The 15,194-nt window shown below is 70.0% G+C and carries 12 protein-coding genes; 1 reads left to right on the top strand and 11 read right to left on the bottom strand.

Features of this window, described 5'->3' with window-relative positions; genetic code table 11:
- Positions 1-56: 56 nt before the first annotated feature.
- Together lspA and SCNRRL3882_RS42300 are read right to left on the bottom strand one after the other, a co-directional pair.
- The gene (lspA, locus tag SCNRRL3882_RS30145) at positions 57-683 is read right to left on the bottom strand and encodes a signal peptidase II (RefSeq protein WP_010039385.1); all 627 of its coding nucleotides are present in this window, start codon (positions 681-683) and stop codon (positions 57-59) included.
- A gap of 89 nt (positions 684-772) precedes the next feature.
- Positions 773-2,596 (bottom strand): TraR/DksA family transcriptional regulator, encoded by a 1,824-nt coding sequence (locus tag SCNRRL3882_RS42300; RefSeq protein ID WP_267880840.1) that lies wholly within the window; start codon positions 2,594-2,596, stop codon positions 773-775.
- Positions 2,597-3,222: 626 nt separating this feature from the next.
- Here SCNRRL3882_RS42300 and ileS point away from each other — a divergent pair.
- Positions 3,223-6,375, top strand: coding sequence for an isoleucine--tRNA ligase (gene ileS, locus SCNRRL3882_RS30130; RefSeq protein WP_010039381.1), 3,153 nt, complete (start codon positions 3,223-3,225; stop codon positions 6,373-6,375).
- A 199-nt stretch (positions 6,376-6,574) separates the two neighbouring features.
- On the opposite strand, the gene SCNRRL3882_RS30125 is transcribed toward ileS, so the two are convergent.
- The 9 genes from SCNRRL3882_RS30125 to ftsW all read right to left on the bottom strand — a co-directional run bounded on the left by SCNRRL3882_RS30125 (position 6,575) and on the right by ftsW (position 15,107).
- A complete protein-coding gene (locus SCNRRL3882_RS30125) occupies positions 6,575-7,699 on the bottom strand; it encodes a DivIVA domain-containing protein (protein ID WP_029181132.1) in 1,125 nt (374 codons plus the stop codon).
- A gap of 53 nt (positions 7,700-7,752) precedes the next feature.
- Positions 7,753-8,037: a YggT family protein gene (locus SCNRRL3882_RS30120; RefSeq protein ID WP_007448661.1), complete on the bottom strand. Its 285-nt coding sequence runs from the start codon at positions 8,035-8,037 to the stop codon at positions 7,753-7,755.
- 59 nt (positions 8,038-8,096) lie between these two features.
- Entirely contained in the window at positions 8,097-8,738 is a 642-nt protein-coding gene (locus SCNRRL3882_RS30115; protein WP_010039366.1) for a cell division protein SepF, read from the bottom strand.
- A gap of 129 nt (positions 8,739-8,867) precedes the next feature.
- The gene (locus tag SCNRRL3882_RS30110) at positions 8,868-9,587 is read right to left on the bottom strand and encodes a YggS family pyridoxal phosphate-dependent enzyme (RefSeq protein WP_010039363.1); all 720 of its coding nucleotides are present in this window, start codon (positions 9,585-9,587) and stop codon (positions 8,868-8,870) included.
- A gap of 6 nt (positions 9,588-9,593) precedes the next feature.
- Positions 9,594-10,325, bottom strand: coding sequence for a peptidoglycan editing factor PgeF (pgeF, locus tag SCNRRL3882_RS30105; RefSeq protein ID WP_029181131.1), 732 nt, complete (start codon positions 10,323-10,325; stop codon positions 9,594-9,596).
- A 10-nt stretch (positions 10,326-10,335) separates the two neighbouring features.
- On the bottom strand, positions 10,336-11,529 hold the full coding sequence (gene ftsZ, locus SCNRRL3882_RS30100; protein ID WP_010039359.1) for a cell division protein FtsZ: 1,194 nt from the start codon (positions 11,527-11,529) through the stop codon (positions 10,336-10,338).
- Between the two features lie 288 nt (positions 11,530-11,817).
- The gene (locus tag SCNRRL3882_RS30095) at positions 11,818-12,612 is read right to left on the bottom strand and encodes a cell division protein FtsQ/DivIB (RefSeq protein ID WP_029181130.1); all 795 of its coding nucleotides are present in this window, start codon (positions 12,610-12,612) and stop codon (positions 11,818-11,820) included.
- A 26-nt stretch (positions 12,613-12,638) separates the two neighbouring features.
- A complete protein-coding gene (murG, locus tag SCNRRL3882_RS30090) occupies positions 12,639-13,736 on the bottom strand; it encodes an undecaprenyldiphospho-muramoylpentapeptide beta-N-acetylglucosaminyltransferase (RefSeq protein ID WP_010039354.1) in 1,098 nt (365 codons plus the stop codon).
- A gap of 6 nt (positions 13,737-13,742) precedes the next feature.
- A complete protein-coding gene (gene ftsW / locus SCNRRL3882_RS30085; RefSeq protein WP_010039352.1) occupies positions 13,743-15,107 on the bottom strand; it encodes a putative lipid II flippase FtsW in 1,365 nt (454 codons plus the stop codon).
- Between the last annotated feature and the right edge of the window lie 87 nt (positions 15,108-15,194).

The following is a 15,194-nucleotide window of genomic DNA, read 5'->3' as shown; positions in this document are numbered from 1 at the left end:
GTCCGACAGCTCCGTACGGAGCCTGTGGACAACTCCGCGCGGGGCCCTTGACGGGCTCAGTCCTTGTGGACGGTCCCGTCGGGGTCGAGCCCCTTGAACGACAGCAGCACGATCAGGATGCCGCCGCACACGATCGCCGAGTCGGCCAGGTTGAACACGGCGAAGTGCTTGGGCGCGATGAAGTCCACGACCGCGCCCTCGAAGACGCCCGGCGCCCGGAAGATCCGGTCGGTGAGGTTGCCCAGCGCACCGCCGAGCAGCAGGCCGAGCGCGATCGCCCAGGGCAGGCTGTAGAGCTTGCGGGCGAGCCGGGCGATCACCACGATCACCGCCGCCGCGATCATGGTGAAGATCACCGTGAAGGCCTCGCCGAAGCCGAACGCGGCGCCCGCGTTGCGGATCGCCTCGAACTTCAGCCAGTCCCCGATGATCTCGATGGGCGGGTGGTGCTCCAGCTTGGCCACCACGATCATCTTGCTGATCAGGTCGAGGGCGTACGCGAACGTGGCGACCGCGAACAGGACCGCGATCCGGCGCTTGCCCCGGGGCCGCCCGGCCGGGGCCTGGGTGCCCTCGGAGTCGGCGCGCCCGCCCGGCGCCGCGTCCTCGCCGGGCCGCCCCCGGCCGTTGCCGGTCGCGTCCGGTGTGTCCGGCGTACCGATGATGCGCTCCGCCTCTGCCACGTGAGTCCCTCAACCTAGGTGCCTGACTGAGGACGAGGGTACGGCACACCCCGGGCGTCCCACGTGCTCAGGAGGCATTCGGCGGCCGGTCAGTACCGGCGTTCCTGCTTCTGCTTGCACTCCACGCACAGGGTGGCCCGCGGGAAGGCCTGCATGCGGGCCTTGCCGATGGGGTTGCCGCAGTTCTCGCACAGGCCGTAGGTGCCCGCGTGCAGGCGCTCCAGGGCGCGCTCGGTCTGGACGAGCATCTCGCGCGCGTTGGCGGCCAGGGCCAGCTCGTGCTCGCGGGTGATGTTCTTGGTCCCGGTGTCCGCCTGGTCGTCGCCCGCGCCGTCCCCGGAGTCCCGCATCAGACCGGCGAGCGACCGCTCCGACGACGTGATCTCCTCACGCAGCCGGATCTCCTCGGACGTCAGCTCGGCACGCGCCTCCTCGACCTCCGCCTCCGTCCAGGGGTCCTCGCCCGGGCGAACCGCGAGCTCACCGGGCTCCGCCGCTGCCGCCCGTGCCTTCGGAACCGCGGTCTTGGCCGCCGTCGCCGTACCAGGAGTCTTCTTCGCACCCACGGTCGTCGCTCCCGTCTGCTGCGCGGCCTCGGCCGCACCCGCCTTCTTGGCCGTGTTGCTCCCGGCCGTGTCCTGTGTGACCGCGCCGGTCCGGGCCGCGCCCTTCCCGACAGCGCCCTTCGTGGTGGTGCTCTCGCCTCCGGCGCGAACGCCCTCGGCCTCGACGCCCTTCTTCCCGACGCCGGCCTTCCCAGCGGCCCCGGCCTTGGCGGCCTTCGCCCTCTTGACCGCGGCCTTCTTTGCCGCCGTCCCCTGGACAGCAGCTTCTTTGGCCACCGCTTCCGTGGCCGGGGCCCTATCGCCCGCGACCTTGGCTTCCGTCTCCTTCGCCGCCGCCTTGTTGGCCGCCGTCTCCTTGGCCGCCGCCTCGTCGGCCGAGGCCCTCTCGCCCGCGACCTTGGCCGCCGTCTCCATGGCCGCTGTCTTCTCGGCCGCCGTCTCCAGGGCCGCTGCCTTCTCGGCCGGGGCTTTGGCCGCCGCCTTCTTGACCGCCGCCTTCTCTGCCGCCGCTTTCCTGGTCGCCGCCTTCTTGGCCGCCGTCTCCATGGCCGGGGCCCTCTCGGCCGAGGCCCTCTCGCCCGCGACCTTGGCCGCCGCTTTCTTGGCCGCCGCCTCCTTGGCGGGGGCCCCTTCACCCGCGGCCTTGGCCGCCGTCTTCTTGACCGCCGCCTTCTCGGCCGCCGCCTCCTTGGCCGGGGCCCTCTCCCCCGCGGCCTTGGCCGCCGTCTTCTTGACCGCCGCCTTCTCGGCCGCCGCTTTCCTGGTCGCCGCCTTCTTGGCCGCCGCCTCCTTTGCCGACGGCTTCGTGGTCGGGGCCTTCCTGGCCGGGGCCCTCTCACCCGCGGCCTTGGCCGCCGCCTTCCTGGCCGGGGCCCTCTCGCCCGCGACCTTGGCCGCCGTCTCCTTTGCCACCGCCTCCTTGGCCGGGGCATTCCCGGCCGCGGTCCTGGCCGTCGTCTTCCCGGCCGTCGCCTTCCCGGCTGCCGTCTTCCTCGCCGCCGGGCTCTTGGCCGCCGCCTCCGCAGGAGCCCTGGCCGCCGCCCCCTCCGCCGGAGCCCTGGCCGCGGCCTTCTTCGGCGCGGCCTTCCTGGTCACAGCCTTCCCGGCCTTGGCCACCGCTTCCTCGGCCACAGCCGTCTTGGCCGCCACCTTCTCGACGGCCGCCTTCGTCTTCTTGACAGCCGCCTTCGTCCCCTCCGTCGCCTTCCCGGCCGCCCCCTTCGCCGCCCGCCCCGCCGAGCCCCCCTGCGTGGTCTTCTTCCCGCCCACGTCCTTGGCCGCACCGCCGGAGGCCTCCGCGGACCTGCCGGACGCCGGCTGCTGTACGGCGGTCTTCTTCGCCACCATGGCCGCGGCCCCTTCACATATTGTGATCTTGCTCGCGAATCGTGCTGGGACGATAAATCGACTTGAGTCCCGCGGCAACGGGGCACACCGCCCGATTCGCCCGCCTCGCGCACCCGCGCGGCGAACCTGCATCCGTTGTGCCCAGCTCCCCGCCCGGTAATCCGCCGAGCCGGACGTCCCAGGATCCGAACACCCATACCTCGCCATTCGGGTCATCAAACCCATACGTCACCTCTGCCGACGTCCCGTAGGCCCCTCTGACCCCGACCGCCCCGGAAAAGCGGTCGGCCGCTGTCCGCGCGGCGCCGTACACTGGGCGGAGCGAAAAGCGTGGATGGGGACGAGTAGCGGCGTACGCAGCCCAGAGCGACCCGGGGACGGTGGGAGCCCGGGGGCGAGCGCGACGTGAAGATCACCCCGGAGCCGCCGGAAGAAAACCGCCGCCGAGCGCAGTGGCCAGTAGAACCGGCATCGCGACCCCAATGAGGGGGCTCACCGACGCACACCCCGCGCCGGAGGGCCAAGGAGGGTGGTACCGCGGGAGCGCGCCGAAGGCGGCGCAGGCACAGACGTAGCTCTCGTCCCTCCGGACGGAAGGCAGCAAGTCCGCCGGAGGAAGCCCGCTGATGACATCGCCGACGTACCGCCAGGTGCCCGCCCAGGTCGACCTGCCCGCCCTCGAGCACGCCGTGCTCGACTTCTGGCGCGAGCAGAAGATCTTCGCCAAGAGCCTGGAACAGTCCGAGGGCCGCCCGGAGTGGGTGTACTACGAGGGTCCGCCCACCGCCAACGGCATGCCCGGTGCCCACCACATCGAGGCCCGCGTCTTCAAGGACGTCTTCCCCCGCTTCCGCACCATGCGCGGCTACCACGTGGCCCGCAAGGCCGGCTGGGACTGCCACGGCCTCCCGGTGGAGCTGACCGTGGAGAAGGAGCTCGGCTTCTCCGGCAAGCAGGACATCGAGGCGTACGGCATCGCGGAGTTCAACGCGAAGTGCCGCGAGTCGGTGACCCGGCACACGGACGCCTTCGAAGAACTCACGAGGCGCATGGGGTTCTGGACCGACCTCAACGCCCCCTACCGCACCATGGACCCCGACTACATCGAGTCGGTCTGGTGGTCGCTCAAGGAGATCTTCAACAAGGGCCTGCTGGTCCAGGACCACCGCGTCGCCCCCTGGTGCCCCCGCTGCGGCACGGGCCTGTCGGACCACGAGCTGGCGCAGGGTTACGAGACGGTCGTCGACCCGTCGGTCTTCGTCCGCTTCCCGCTGACCTCCGGCCCGCTGGCCGGCGAGGCCGCGCTCCTGGTGTGGACGACCACGCCCTGGACCCTGGTCTCCAACACCGCGGTCGCCGCGCACCCCGAGGTGACCTACGTCGTGGCGACAAACGGCGAGGAGAAGCTGGTCGTCGCCGAGCCGCTCGTCGCCAAGGCCCTCGGCGAGGGCTGGGAGACCACCGGCCGGACCTTCACGGGCGCCGAGATGGAGCGCTGGGCGTACCAGCGCCCGTTCGAGCTCGTCGAGTTCCCGGAGACCGAGGGCGGCACGCACTACGTCGTGAACGCCGAGTACGTCACGACCGAGGACGGTACGGGTCTGGTCCACCAGTCCCCCGCCTTCGGTGAGGACGACCTGAAGGTCTGCCGCGCGTACGGCCTGCCGGTCGTGAACCCGGTCCGCGCGGACGGCACGTTCGAGGAGGGCGTCCCCCTCGTCGGCGGCGTCTTCTTCAAGAAGGCGGACGAAAAGCTCACCGAGGACCTCCAGCAGCGCGGCCTGCTCTTCAAGCACATCCCGTACGAGCACAGCTACCCGCACTGCTGGCGCTGCCACACCGCGCTTCTCTACTACGCGCAGCCCTCCTGGTACATCCGCACCACCGCGGTCAAGGACCGCCTCCTCGCGGAGAACGAGAACACCAACTGGTTCCCGGACACGGTCAAGAACGGCCGGTACGGCGACTGGCTGAACAACAACATCGACTGGGCGCTGTCCCGCAACCGCTACTGGGGCACCCCGCTGCCGATCTGGCGCTGCGAGGACGACCACCTCACCTGCGTCGGCTCCCTCACGGAGCTGACCGAGCTGACCGGCACCGACCAGTCGGGCCTGGACCCGCACCGCCCGTTCATCGACGAGGTCACCTTCGCCTGCCCGCAGGACGGCTGCGGCGAGACGGCCACGCGCGTGCCCGAGGTCATCGACGCCTGGTACGACTCGGGTTCGATGCCGTTCGCGCAGTGGGGCTACCCGTACAGGAACAAGGAGATCTTCGAGTCCCGTTACCCGGCGCAGTTCATCTGCGAGGCCATCGACCAGACCCGCGGCTGGTTCTACACGCTGATGGCGGTCGGCACGCTGGTCTTCGACAAGTCGTCGTACGAGAACGTGGTCTGCCTCGGCCACATCCTCGCCGAGGACGGCCGCAAGATGTCCAAGCACCTGGGCAACACCCTGGAGCCGATCCCGCTCATGGACCGGCACGGCGCCGACGCGGTCCGCTGGTTCATGGCGGCCGGCGGCTCCCCGTGGGCGGCCCGCCGCGTGGGTCACGGCACGATCCAGGAGGTCGTCCGCAAGACGCTGCTGACGTACTGGAACACGGTCGCCTTCCAGGCCCTGTACGCCCGTACGACGGGCTGGGCCCCGTCGGAGGCCGACCCGGCGCCGGCCGAGCGCCCGGTCCTGGACCGCTGGCTGCTGTCCGAACTGCACGCGCTCACCGACCAGGTCACCCAGGCGCTGGACGCCTACGACACCCAGCGCGCCGGCAAGCTGCTGTCCGCGTTCGTCGACGACCTGTCGAACTGGTACGTGCGCCGCTCCCGCCGCCGCTTCTGGCAGGGCGACAAGGCGGCGCTGCGCACGCTGCACGAGGTCGTCCAGACGGTGACACAGCTGATGGCCCCGCTGACCCCGTTCATCACCGAGCGGGTGTGGCAGGACCTGATCGTTCCGGTCACCCCGGGGGCCCCGGAGTCGGTCCACCTGTCGGCCTGGCCCGAGGCGGACCTCACCGCCATCGACCCGGAGCTGTCGAAGCAGATGGTGCTGGTGCGCCGGCTCGTGGAGCTGGGCCGTGCCACGCGCGCGGAGTCGGGCGTCAAGACCCGTCAGCCGCTGTCCCGCGCCCTGATCGCGGCGACGGGCTTCGACACGCTGGACTCGGAACTGCGCGCGCAGATCACCGAGGAGCTGAACGTCGAGTCCCTCGCGACGCTGAGCGAGGTCGGCGGCTCCCTGGTGGACACCACCGCGAAGGCCAACTTCCGCGCGCTCGGCAAGCGGTTCGGCAAGCGGGTCCAGGACGTGGCCAGGGCCGTCGCGAACGCGGACGCGGCCGCGCTGTCCCTGGCCCTGCGCGAGGGCACGGCGTCGGTGGAGGTCGACGGCGAGACCATCACGCTGGCTCCCGACGAGGTGATCATCACGGAGACGCCGCGCGAGGGCTGGTCGGTGGCGTCCGACGCGGGCGCGACGGTCGCCCTGGACCTGGAGATCACGGAGGAGCTCCGCCGTGCGGGGCTGGCCCGTGACGCGATCCGCCTGATCCAGGAGGCCCGCAAGAACAGCGGCCTCGACGTGGCCGACCGCATCGCACTGCGCTGGACCGCCACGGACCCGGCGACGGTCGCGGCCCTCACCGACCACGCCGGCCTGATCGCCGACGAGGTCCTGGCGACGGACTTCGCGCAGGGCGACGCGGACGACAGCTACGGCAACCCGTTCACGGACGAGGCCCTGACGCTGGCGTTCCGCCTGCGCAAGGCGTAACCCACAGGGCGTAGGCCACAGACCGAAGGCCCGGACCCGCCAAAGATCTTGGCGGGTCCGGGCCTTCGGCGTTGCGTACGCACGAACGGATGTCGCAAAGGGCCGACGCGTGCGGCAAAAGGGCGGGGCCCCGGGTTCAACCCGGGGCCCCGCCCTGAACGCTGCCGACGTCTACGCCGTACTACTGGCCATCAGGCCGTCAGTTGTCATCCTCGTCGATCAGGAAGCCCCGCATGGGCGAGGGCGCCTGACCCATCGGCGACGGGCCCTGCGGACGCACCGGCGCCATCGGCTGGGTCATCGCCGGAGACATCTGCTGCTGACCGCCGTAGGACGGACCGGACGGCGAGGGAGCGCCGCCCATCGTCTGGTTGCCACCGCCGTACGACGGGGCGCTCGCGCCGGCCGGTGCCATGGAAGGCGCCGGGGACGGCGGGAGGGACGCGGTCGCCGGGGTGCGCGGCGGGGCCAGCGAGTCGTCCGACTGGGTCTCCAGCTGACGCAGCTGCGACTCCAGGTACGACTTCAGGCGCGTGCGGTACTCGCGCTCGAAGCCGCGCAGGTCCTCGACCTTGCGCTCCAGCGTCGCGCGGGCGGACTCCAGGGAGCCCATCGCGACGCGGTGCTTCTCCTGCGCGTCCCGCTCCAGGGCGTCGGCCTTGGCACGGGCGTCACGCTCCAGACCCTCGGCACGCGAACGCGCCTCGCCGACGATCTTGTTGGCTTCGGACCGGGCCTCGGCGATCGCCTGGTCGGCGGTCTGCTGGGCCAGCGAGAGGACACGGGCGGCGCTGTCGCCACCGGGGCCTCCTTGACCGGGGCCGCCCATCGGACCGCCCATGGGGCCGCCCATCGGACCACCCATCTGCTGCTGCATCGGGGGCTGACCCATCGGACCGGGACCCTGGCCCATGGGGCCGGGACCGCCAGGACCCTGGGGACCACCCTGACCGCCGGGACCGGCGGGCAGCTGCGGGGCACCGCTCGGCAGCTGGGGCGGACCACCCATGGGGCCACCCATCTGCTGCTGCGGCGGGCCCGATATGCCGGCGGGTACGGGACCACCAGGACCGCGCATGCCCTGCTGCTGCTGTTGCTGCTGATCCTGCTGCTCCGGAGGCTTGCGCATGTTCTGCTGGTTCTGGGCAGCAGCGCGCGTGGCCGCGGCCAGTTTGGCGCGCAGGTCCTCGTTCTCGCGGAGCAGGCGGGTCAGTTCGGCTTCGACCTCGTCGAGGAAGGCATCGACCTCGTCCTCGTCATAGCCTTCTCGGAGGCGGACGGTCGTGAACTGCTTGTTCCGCACGTCCTCGGGGGTCAACGGCATCTCTTCACCTCAACGTAGTCGTCGGCATTCGGCAAGACCGTAGTTCACATCGCTCACAGCCGGCTCACGATCGAGATCAGGATGTAGACGATGATCATCAGCACGAAGAAGGACAGGTCGAGCGCCACGCCCCCGAGACGCAGCGGCGGAATGAACCGCCGCAGAAGCTTGAGCGGTGGATCCGTGACAGTGTAGGTGGCCTCCAGAACGACCACCATCGCCTTGCCTGGTTGCCATGAGCGGGCGAACTGGAAGACGTAGTCCATGACCAACCGGAAGATGAGCACGATGAGGAAGCACATCAGCGCGATGTAGACGACATCCAAAACCACGCTCATGACCTGTTGCTTCCCTCTCCCCTGTGCCCTGCTGTTACTGCTGCTTCCGGTGTTACGTCTCAGCTCTGGTTGAAGAACCCGCCCTCTGCGATGCGGGCCTTGTCCTCCGCCGTGACATCGACGTTAGCAGGCGACAACAGGAACACCTTCTGCGTCACCCGCTCGATACTGCCGTGAAGACCAAACACCAAACCGGCCGCAAAGTCGACAAGTCGCTTCGCATCTGTGTCGTCCATCTCAGTCAGATTCATGATCACCGGAGTGCCTTCACGGAAGTGTTCCCCGATGGTACGGGCCTCGTTGTAGGTCCGTGGGTGGAGCGTGGTGATCCGGTAAGGCTCTCGTTCGGACACGACCTTGGGCATGATCACCGGTGCGTTCTTCTCCAGACTTGCGCGTTCTTGTGTGATGGATGCCACGGGCGCGATGCGCGCCGGGCGGCCGGATTCCGCGGGTAGCGAAGCGGAACGGGCGGCCGGTTCACGAGGTGCGGACGGCTGTACGACTCGTACCTCTTCGTCCCTTTGGGGCTGATGTGAGCCGTGCGGCTGGTGGGACGGCTCGTGCCGTCGGTGGTCCCGCTCGGGCTCCGGGTCCAGTTCGGGTTCGAAGTCGTCGTCGGGGTCGAATCCGCGGCCGTCGTACCCATCGTCCTCCACGAGGCCGAGGTAGACCGCCATCTTGCGCATCGCGCCGGCCATGCTCTGAGTCCTCCGCTCTGTGGTGGATCGGCTGACGACTGCCAAGTGCCCGCGATCCACGAGGTCCTTGAATCCGCCTATCGGCGGCAATGACCATATTTTCTGCTGTGGTCCGACTTCCTGGCGACGTTACCCGAGCCTGGGGCGGACTCCGAGTACCGCGCTGCCGACGCGCACATGTGTCGCTCCGGCCGCCACGGCCTGTTCGAGGTCCGCACTCATCCCTGCCGAGACCATGGTGGCAGCCGGATGACTCCGGCGCAGGTCAGTCGACAAATCCATCAACCGCCCGAACGCCGCCTGTTCGCGTCCCGCGTACTCCCCGGTCAGCGGCGCGACGGTCATCAGTCCGCCGAGCCGCAGCCCCGGCGCCTGCGCGACGAGGTCGGCCAACTCTTCGATTCCGGCGGGCGCGACGCCTCCCCGCTCACCCCGCTCGCTCTCACCGGCGTCGAGTGCGACCTGGATGAGACACCCCAGCTCCCGTCCGGCGCGGACAGCCTCCTTCGACAGAGCTGTGACGAGCTTGGAACGATCGACGGACTGCACGAAGTCCGCGTAACCGACCACGGATCGCACTTTGTTGGTCTGGAGTTGACCGACAAAATGCCAAGTAAGGGGCAGATCCATACAGGCGGCGGCCTTCGGTGCCGCGTCCTGATCACGGTTCTCGGCGACGTGCCGCACGCCGAGTTCCGCCAGGATCCGCACATCGGTCGCGGGGTAGGTCTTGGTGACCACGATCAGGGTCACCTCTTCGCGCCCCCGACCGGCGGCCGCGCACGCGTCGGCGATGCGCCGCTCCACTTTCGCCAGATTCGCGGCGAGTTCGTCCTTACGGTCCGTCATGCCTTATCAGTCCAGCCACACATAGCCCGCGAGCCGACCGGTGGTGCGGTCGCGGCGGTACGAGAAGTGATCGTCCGACTCCAGCGTGCACACCGGCGATTGCGCCCGGTCACGCACTCCGAGCCGTTCCAGCTGTGCGTGCACTCCGGCGCTCACGTCGACCGCCGGAGTGCCCCAACTCGTCTCGGCGTACGCCGCCGGCTCGATGGCGGACACCTCGGCGCGCATCGCCTCGGGCACTTCGTAACACCGGCCGCAGACGGTGGGTCCGGTGCGGGCGACGATCCGGGAGGGCTCGGCGCCCAGCTCCGTCATCGCGCGTAGCGCGGCCGGGACGACTCCGGCGATCATGCCGGGCCGGCCCGCGTGGGCCGCGGCGGCGATCCCGGCGACGGGGTCGGCGAGCAGTACCGGCACGCAGTCGGCGGTGAGCACGGCGAGGGCGAGTCCCCGCCGCGTCGTGACGATCGCGTCGACCGACGGGATCTCGGGCGAAGATCCCCACGGCCCGTCCACCACCGCCACGTCGGCCCCGTGCACCTGGTTCATCCAGACCACCCGGTCCGGCTCGACGCCCAGGGACTTCGCGGCCAGCTCGCGGTTGGTGCGTACGGCGTCCGGATCGTCACCGACCGCTCCGCCGAGATTGAGCTCCTCATACGGAGCGGCGCTCACCCCGCCCCACCGGTCGGTGAAGGCGAAGTGGGCGCCGCTCACGCTTTCGCGCTGTCCTATCACGTCAGAAGGATCACTTGAGGAAGTCCGGTACGTCCAGTTCCTCGGCCGCGCTGTCCGAGTAGGTCCGCGGCGCCGGCGGGACCGGCGGGGCGACCGGGATGTCGTTGACCGGTTCCGGAGCGGGCTCCGGGTCCTCCTTCGGGGTCACGCTGCCGAGCGAACCGAAGGACGGGCGGCTCTCGGTCTGCCGTGCCGGGGCCGGCTCCTCGCGCTTGGCCGAGGTCGAGCCGATCACGTTCTCCCGGCGGGCCGGGGGCTGGCCGCCGTCGAAGCCGGCCGCGATCACGGTGACCCGGACCTCGTCGCCGAGGGCGTCGTCGATCACCGCGCCGAAGATGATGTTGGCCTCGGGGTGGGCGGCCTCGCTCACCAGCTGGGCGGCCTCGTTGATCTCGAAGAGACCGAGGTCCGAGCCACCGGAGATGGAGAGCAGCACACCGCGGGCGCCGTCGATGGACGCCTCCAGCAGCGGCGAGGAGATCGCCATCTCGGCGGCGGCCACCGCGCGGTCGTCGCCGCGGGCGGAGCCGATGCCCATCAGTGCCGAGCCTGCCTCGGACATGACCGACTTGACGTCGGCGAAGTCGAGGTTGATGAGGCCCGGGGTGGTGATGAGGTCGGTGATGCCCTGCACACCGGAGAGCAGGACCTGGTCGGCCGACTTGAAGGCGTCCAGTACCGAGACCTGGCGGTCCGAGATGGACAGCAGCCGGTCGTTCGGGATGACGATGAGGGTGTCGACCTCTTCGCGGAGCTCGGCGATGCCGTCCTCGGCCTGGTTCGCGCGGCGCCGTCCCTCGAAGGTGAACGGGCGCGTGACCACGCCGATGGTGAGGGCGCCCAGATTGCGCGCGATGTTGGCCACGACGGGCGCGCCGCCGGTGCCGGTGCCGCCACCTTCACCGGCCGTCACGAAGACCATGTCGGCCCCCTTGAGGACCTCCTCGATCTCCTCGCGGTGGTCCTCGGCGGCCTTGCGGCCGACCTCCGGATTGGCTCCGGCGCCGAGTCCGCGGGTGAGTTCACGGCCGACGTCCAGCTTGACGTCGGCGTCGCTCATCAACAGAGCTTGCGCGTCGGTGTTGATGGCGATGAACTCGACGCCCTTGAGACCGACCTCGATCATCCGGTTGATGGCATTGACACCACCGCCGCCGACACCGATGACTTTGATGACTGCGAGGTAGTTCTGCGGTGCTGCCACGTCGAAGGCCTCTCGCCTCGAGTTACGTGTCGCCGAATCACCGTGGCGCGCTGCGCCCCGCGACCCGACGACTGATGCCGAATGGGACGGTCCGTATCGCCGACCCGAACCCTAACCCTGAAGTTTAGGGTTACCAGTGTGTCTGTTCCTTGGAGTCTTCTGAACAGGACACTAAGTCGACAAGTGGCGCTCCTTCAACGAACACGCCGAACCTCCCGTTTTTCTTTTCACCCTATGTGATCAGCCGTAGCACTGCCCAACCAGGGTGCTGGCCTGCGCGGATGTGCGTCAACTCCCTGCTGACGCGGGCGCGGTGGGAACACTCACGTCGAAGTACCGTGCGGCGGGCGAGGCTTTCATCAGGGCGGTGAGCGTACGGGCCTTCGCGGCGCCCTTCTCGCTGCTCCCCCAGGCGATCGTGCGGCCGTCCCGCAACTCCAGCGAGATGTCGTCGTAGGAACGGACCTTGACGATCCGTGTGTCGCGTGCGACGGCGGCCGGAACGGCGCGGGCGACGCCCACCGCCTCGCGCACCAGCCGGGACTCGCCGAAACGGCGCAGGCTCGCGGCGGCGGAACTGGACCGGGAGAGCGTCAATTCCAGTGCGGGAACGCCTTTCGGCGCCTCAGAAACCGTAGCGAAACGGACACCTTCGTCGTCCACTTCGACGAACTTTCCGCCCTTTTGGACAATCAGAACCGGAGTCCGCTCGACCACTTTCAGGTCGATTCCATGGGGCCAGGAACGGACCACGTCAACCGAGTCGATTCGGGGCAACTTCTGCCGCAGTCGCGTCCCGATCGCATCGGTGTCGACGGAGATCAGCGGCTTCCCGAGCGGGACGTCGGCGGCCGCCTCGACCTGATGCGGTGTCAGGACCCGGGTCCCCGACACGGAGACGTGCTCGGCGCGCAGCCAGTCGGAGCCGTAGAACAGCCACACCGTCGGGATGCCGAGGAACACCAGGGCGAGACCCAGAATGACGATCATACGAAGGTGACGTCGCCTCAGGCGCCTGACCGGCGGCGGGCCGGACGACTCCCGCTGGCGTTCACCGCGCTCGGCGGTGGTCGATCCGGCCACGCTCCCCTGCCTTCCGTCATACGGTCCTAGCGGTGTGCACGAGCGGCGGCGATCGCCTCGTACACCATGCCGACGAGCAGGTCGTCGGCGTCCCGGCGGCCGAACTCGGCGGCGGCGCGGGACATCTGGTACAGCCGGTGCGGATCGGCGAGCACGGGCAGGACGTTCTGCTGGACCCACTCGGGGGTCAGCTCCGCGTCGTCGACCAGCAGGCCGCCGCCGGCCTTGACCACCGGCTGGGCGTTGAGCCGCTGTTCGCCGTTGCCGATGGGCAGCGGGACGTAGGCGGCCGGGAGCCCGACGGCGGAGAGCTCGGCGACGGTCATCGCGCCCGCGCGGCAGAGCATCATGTCGGCCGCGGCGTACGCGAGGTCCATCCGGTCCAGGTAACTTACCGGGATGTAGGGGGGCATCCCCGGCATCTGCTGGACCTGCGGCAGTTCGTTCTTCGGGCCGACCGCGTGCAGGATCTGGATCCCGGCCTGCTGGAGCCAGGGCGCGACCGTCTGCACGACCTCGTTGAGGCGGCGGGCGCCCTGGGAGCCGCCGGAGACCAGCAGCGTGGGCAGGTTGGGGTCGAGCCCGAACGCGGCGCGGGCCTCGGGGCGTACGGCGGCCCGGTCCAGGGTGGCGATGGAGCGGCGCAGCGGGATGCCGATGTAGCGGGCGCCGCGCAGCTTGCTGTCCGGGGTGGAGACGGCGACCTGGCTGGCGTACCGCGAGCCGATCTTGTTGGCCAGGCCCGGGCGGGCGTTGGCCTCGTGGATGACGATCGGCACGCCGAGGCGCTTGGCCGCGAGGTAGCCGGGCAGGGCGACGTAGCCGCCGAAGCCGACCACGGCGTCCGCCTTGGTGCGCTCCAGGATCTGCTCGGTCGCCTTGATGGTGCCGCGCAGCCGGCCCGGGACGGTGATCAGCTCGGGGGTGGGCTTGCGTGGCAGCGGTACGGCGGGGATCAGCGCGAGTTCGTACCCACGCTCGGGTACGAGACGGGTCTCCAGGCCTCGCTCCGTGCCCAGGGCCGTGATGCCCACGGTCGGATCCTGCCTGCGCAGGGCGTCCGCGAGGGCGAGCGCGGGCTCGATGTGGCCCGCGGTTCCTCCGCCGGCGAGTACGACATGCACCGAAATTCACCGCTCTCCGGACGAGCGCGCCGCCGAGGCGCGCCGTCGCATCGTGTTCCATCTCCGGGGACTCCGGCCGGAACCGGTTCCCCCAGCCCCCCGCTTTCTACCAAAGCGGGGTTGCCGCATCGCAAGCGCCGCCCGCGCAGCGGGCTCGTCGCGCGCGAAGGCGATCAGCAGCCCGATGGCGAACATGGTCGGCAGCAGGGCGGATCCCCCGTAGGAGAACAGCGGGAGGGGGACGCCGGCGATCGGCAGCAGACCGAGCACCGCACCGATGTTGATCACGGCCTGGGCCGTGATCCAGGTGGTCACGCCTCCCGCGGCATACCTCACGAAGGGGTCCTCCGTGCGTCCGGCCACGCGGATACCCGCATAGCCTAGAGCCGCGAAGAGGGCGAGTACCGACAGCGTCCCCGCCAGGCCCAGTTCCTCACCGGTGACGGCGAAGATGAAGTCGGTGTGGGCTTCGGGGAGTTGACCCCATTTCTCCACACTCGCACCCAGCCCGGAGCCGAAGATTCCGCCGGAGGCGAGGGCGTAGATGCCGTGCACGGCCTGCCAGCAGTCGACCGGGCCGGACTGGGGTTCGGTGGCGCCCAGGCACTGCAGGCGCGCCATGCGGTTGGGGCTGGTCTTGATGAGGATCAGGCCGAGTACGGCGGCTACCGACAGCACTCCGGCGAACAGCCGCGTGGGCGCGCCGGCCAGCCAGAGCAGGCCGAACAGGATGGCCGTGAGGATGATCGCGGTGCCCATGTCGCCGCCGATCATGATCAGCCCGAGCAGCATGAAGGCGGCCGGCACCAGCGGCACGAGCATGTGCTTCCACTGGGTCAGCAGCCTCTTGTCCTGCTTGCGGGCCAGCAGGTCGGCCCCCCACAACACGAGCGCGAGCTTGCCGAACTCACTGGGCTGGATCTGGAAGGAGCCGCCGAGCGCGATCCAGTTCTGGTTGCCGTTGACCGACACTCCTATGCCGGGGATCTGCACGAGGGCCATGAGGAAGACGGCGCCGGCGAGGATCGGGTAGGCCAGGGCCCGGTGCAGCTTCACCGGCATCCGCGAGGCGGCGAAGAGCAGTCCGGCGCCGATCACGGCGGCCAGCAGCTGCTTGCGGAAGAAGTACGAGCCCGGCAGCGACATCTGCAGCGCGGTGATCTGGGAGGCCGAGTAGACCATCACCAGGCCCAGCACGGTGATCAGCAGACTGCCGCCGAAGATGAGGTAGTAGGCGGTCAGCGGCCGGTCCCAGCCCCTGCGCGCACGGTGGTAGAAGGCCAGGACGCGGTTCTCACGGACGAGCCGGGGCGCGGCGGGGCGCCTGGGAGCGCGGGGGACGGGAGGCCGTCCGGTGCGGCTGGTGGGCATCGCCGCTCACCCCGCCATGCCGGAGGGGAACGTCGTGCGGCCGGAACGGCCCCTGACGCTCCCCGGCCGCTCGGGCACCAGCCACAT

This window comes from Streptomyces chartreusis NRRL 3882, assembly GCF_900236475.1.
Taxonomy (GTDB): domain Bacteria; phylum Actinomycetota; class Actinomycetes; order Streptomycetales; family Streptomycetaceae; genus Streptomyces; species Streptomyces chartreusis_D.
Note: the sequence above shows the minus strand (reverse complement) of the source record. Positions and strands in the feature narration are given on the sequence as shown.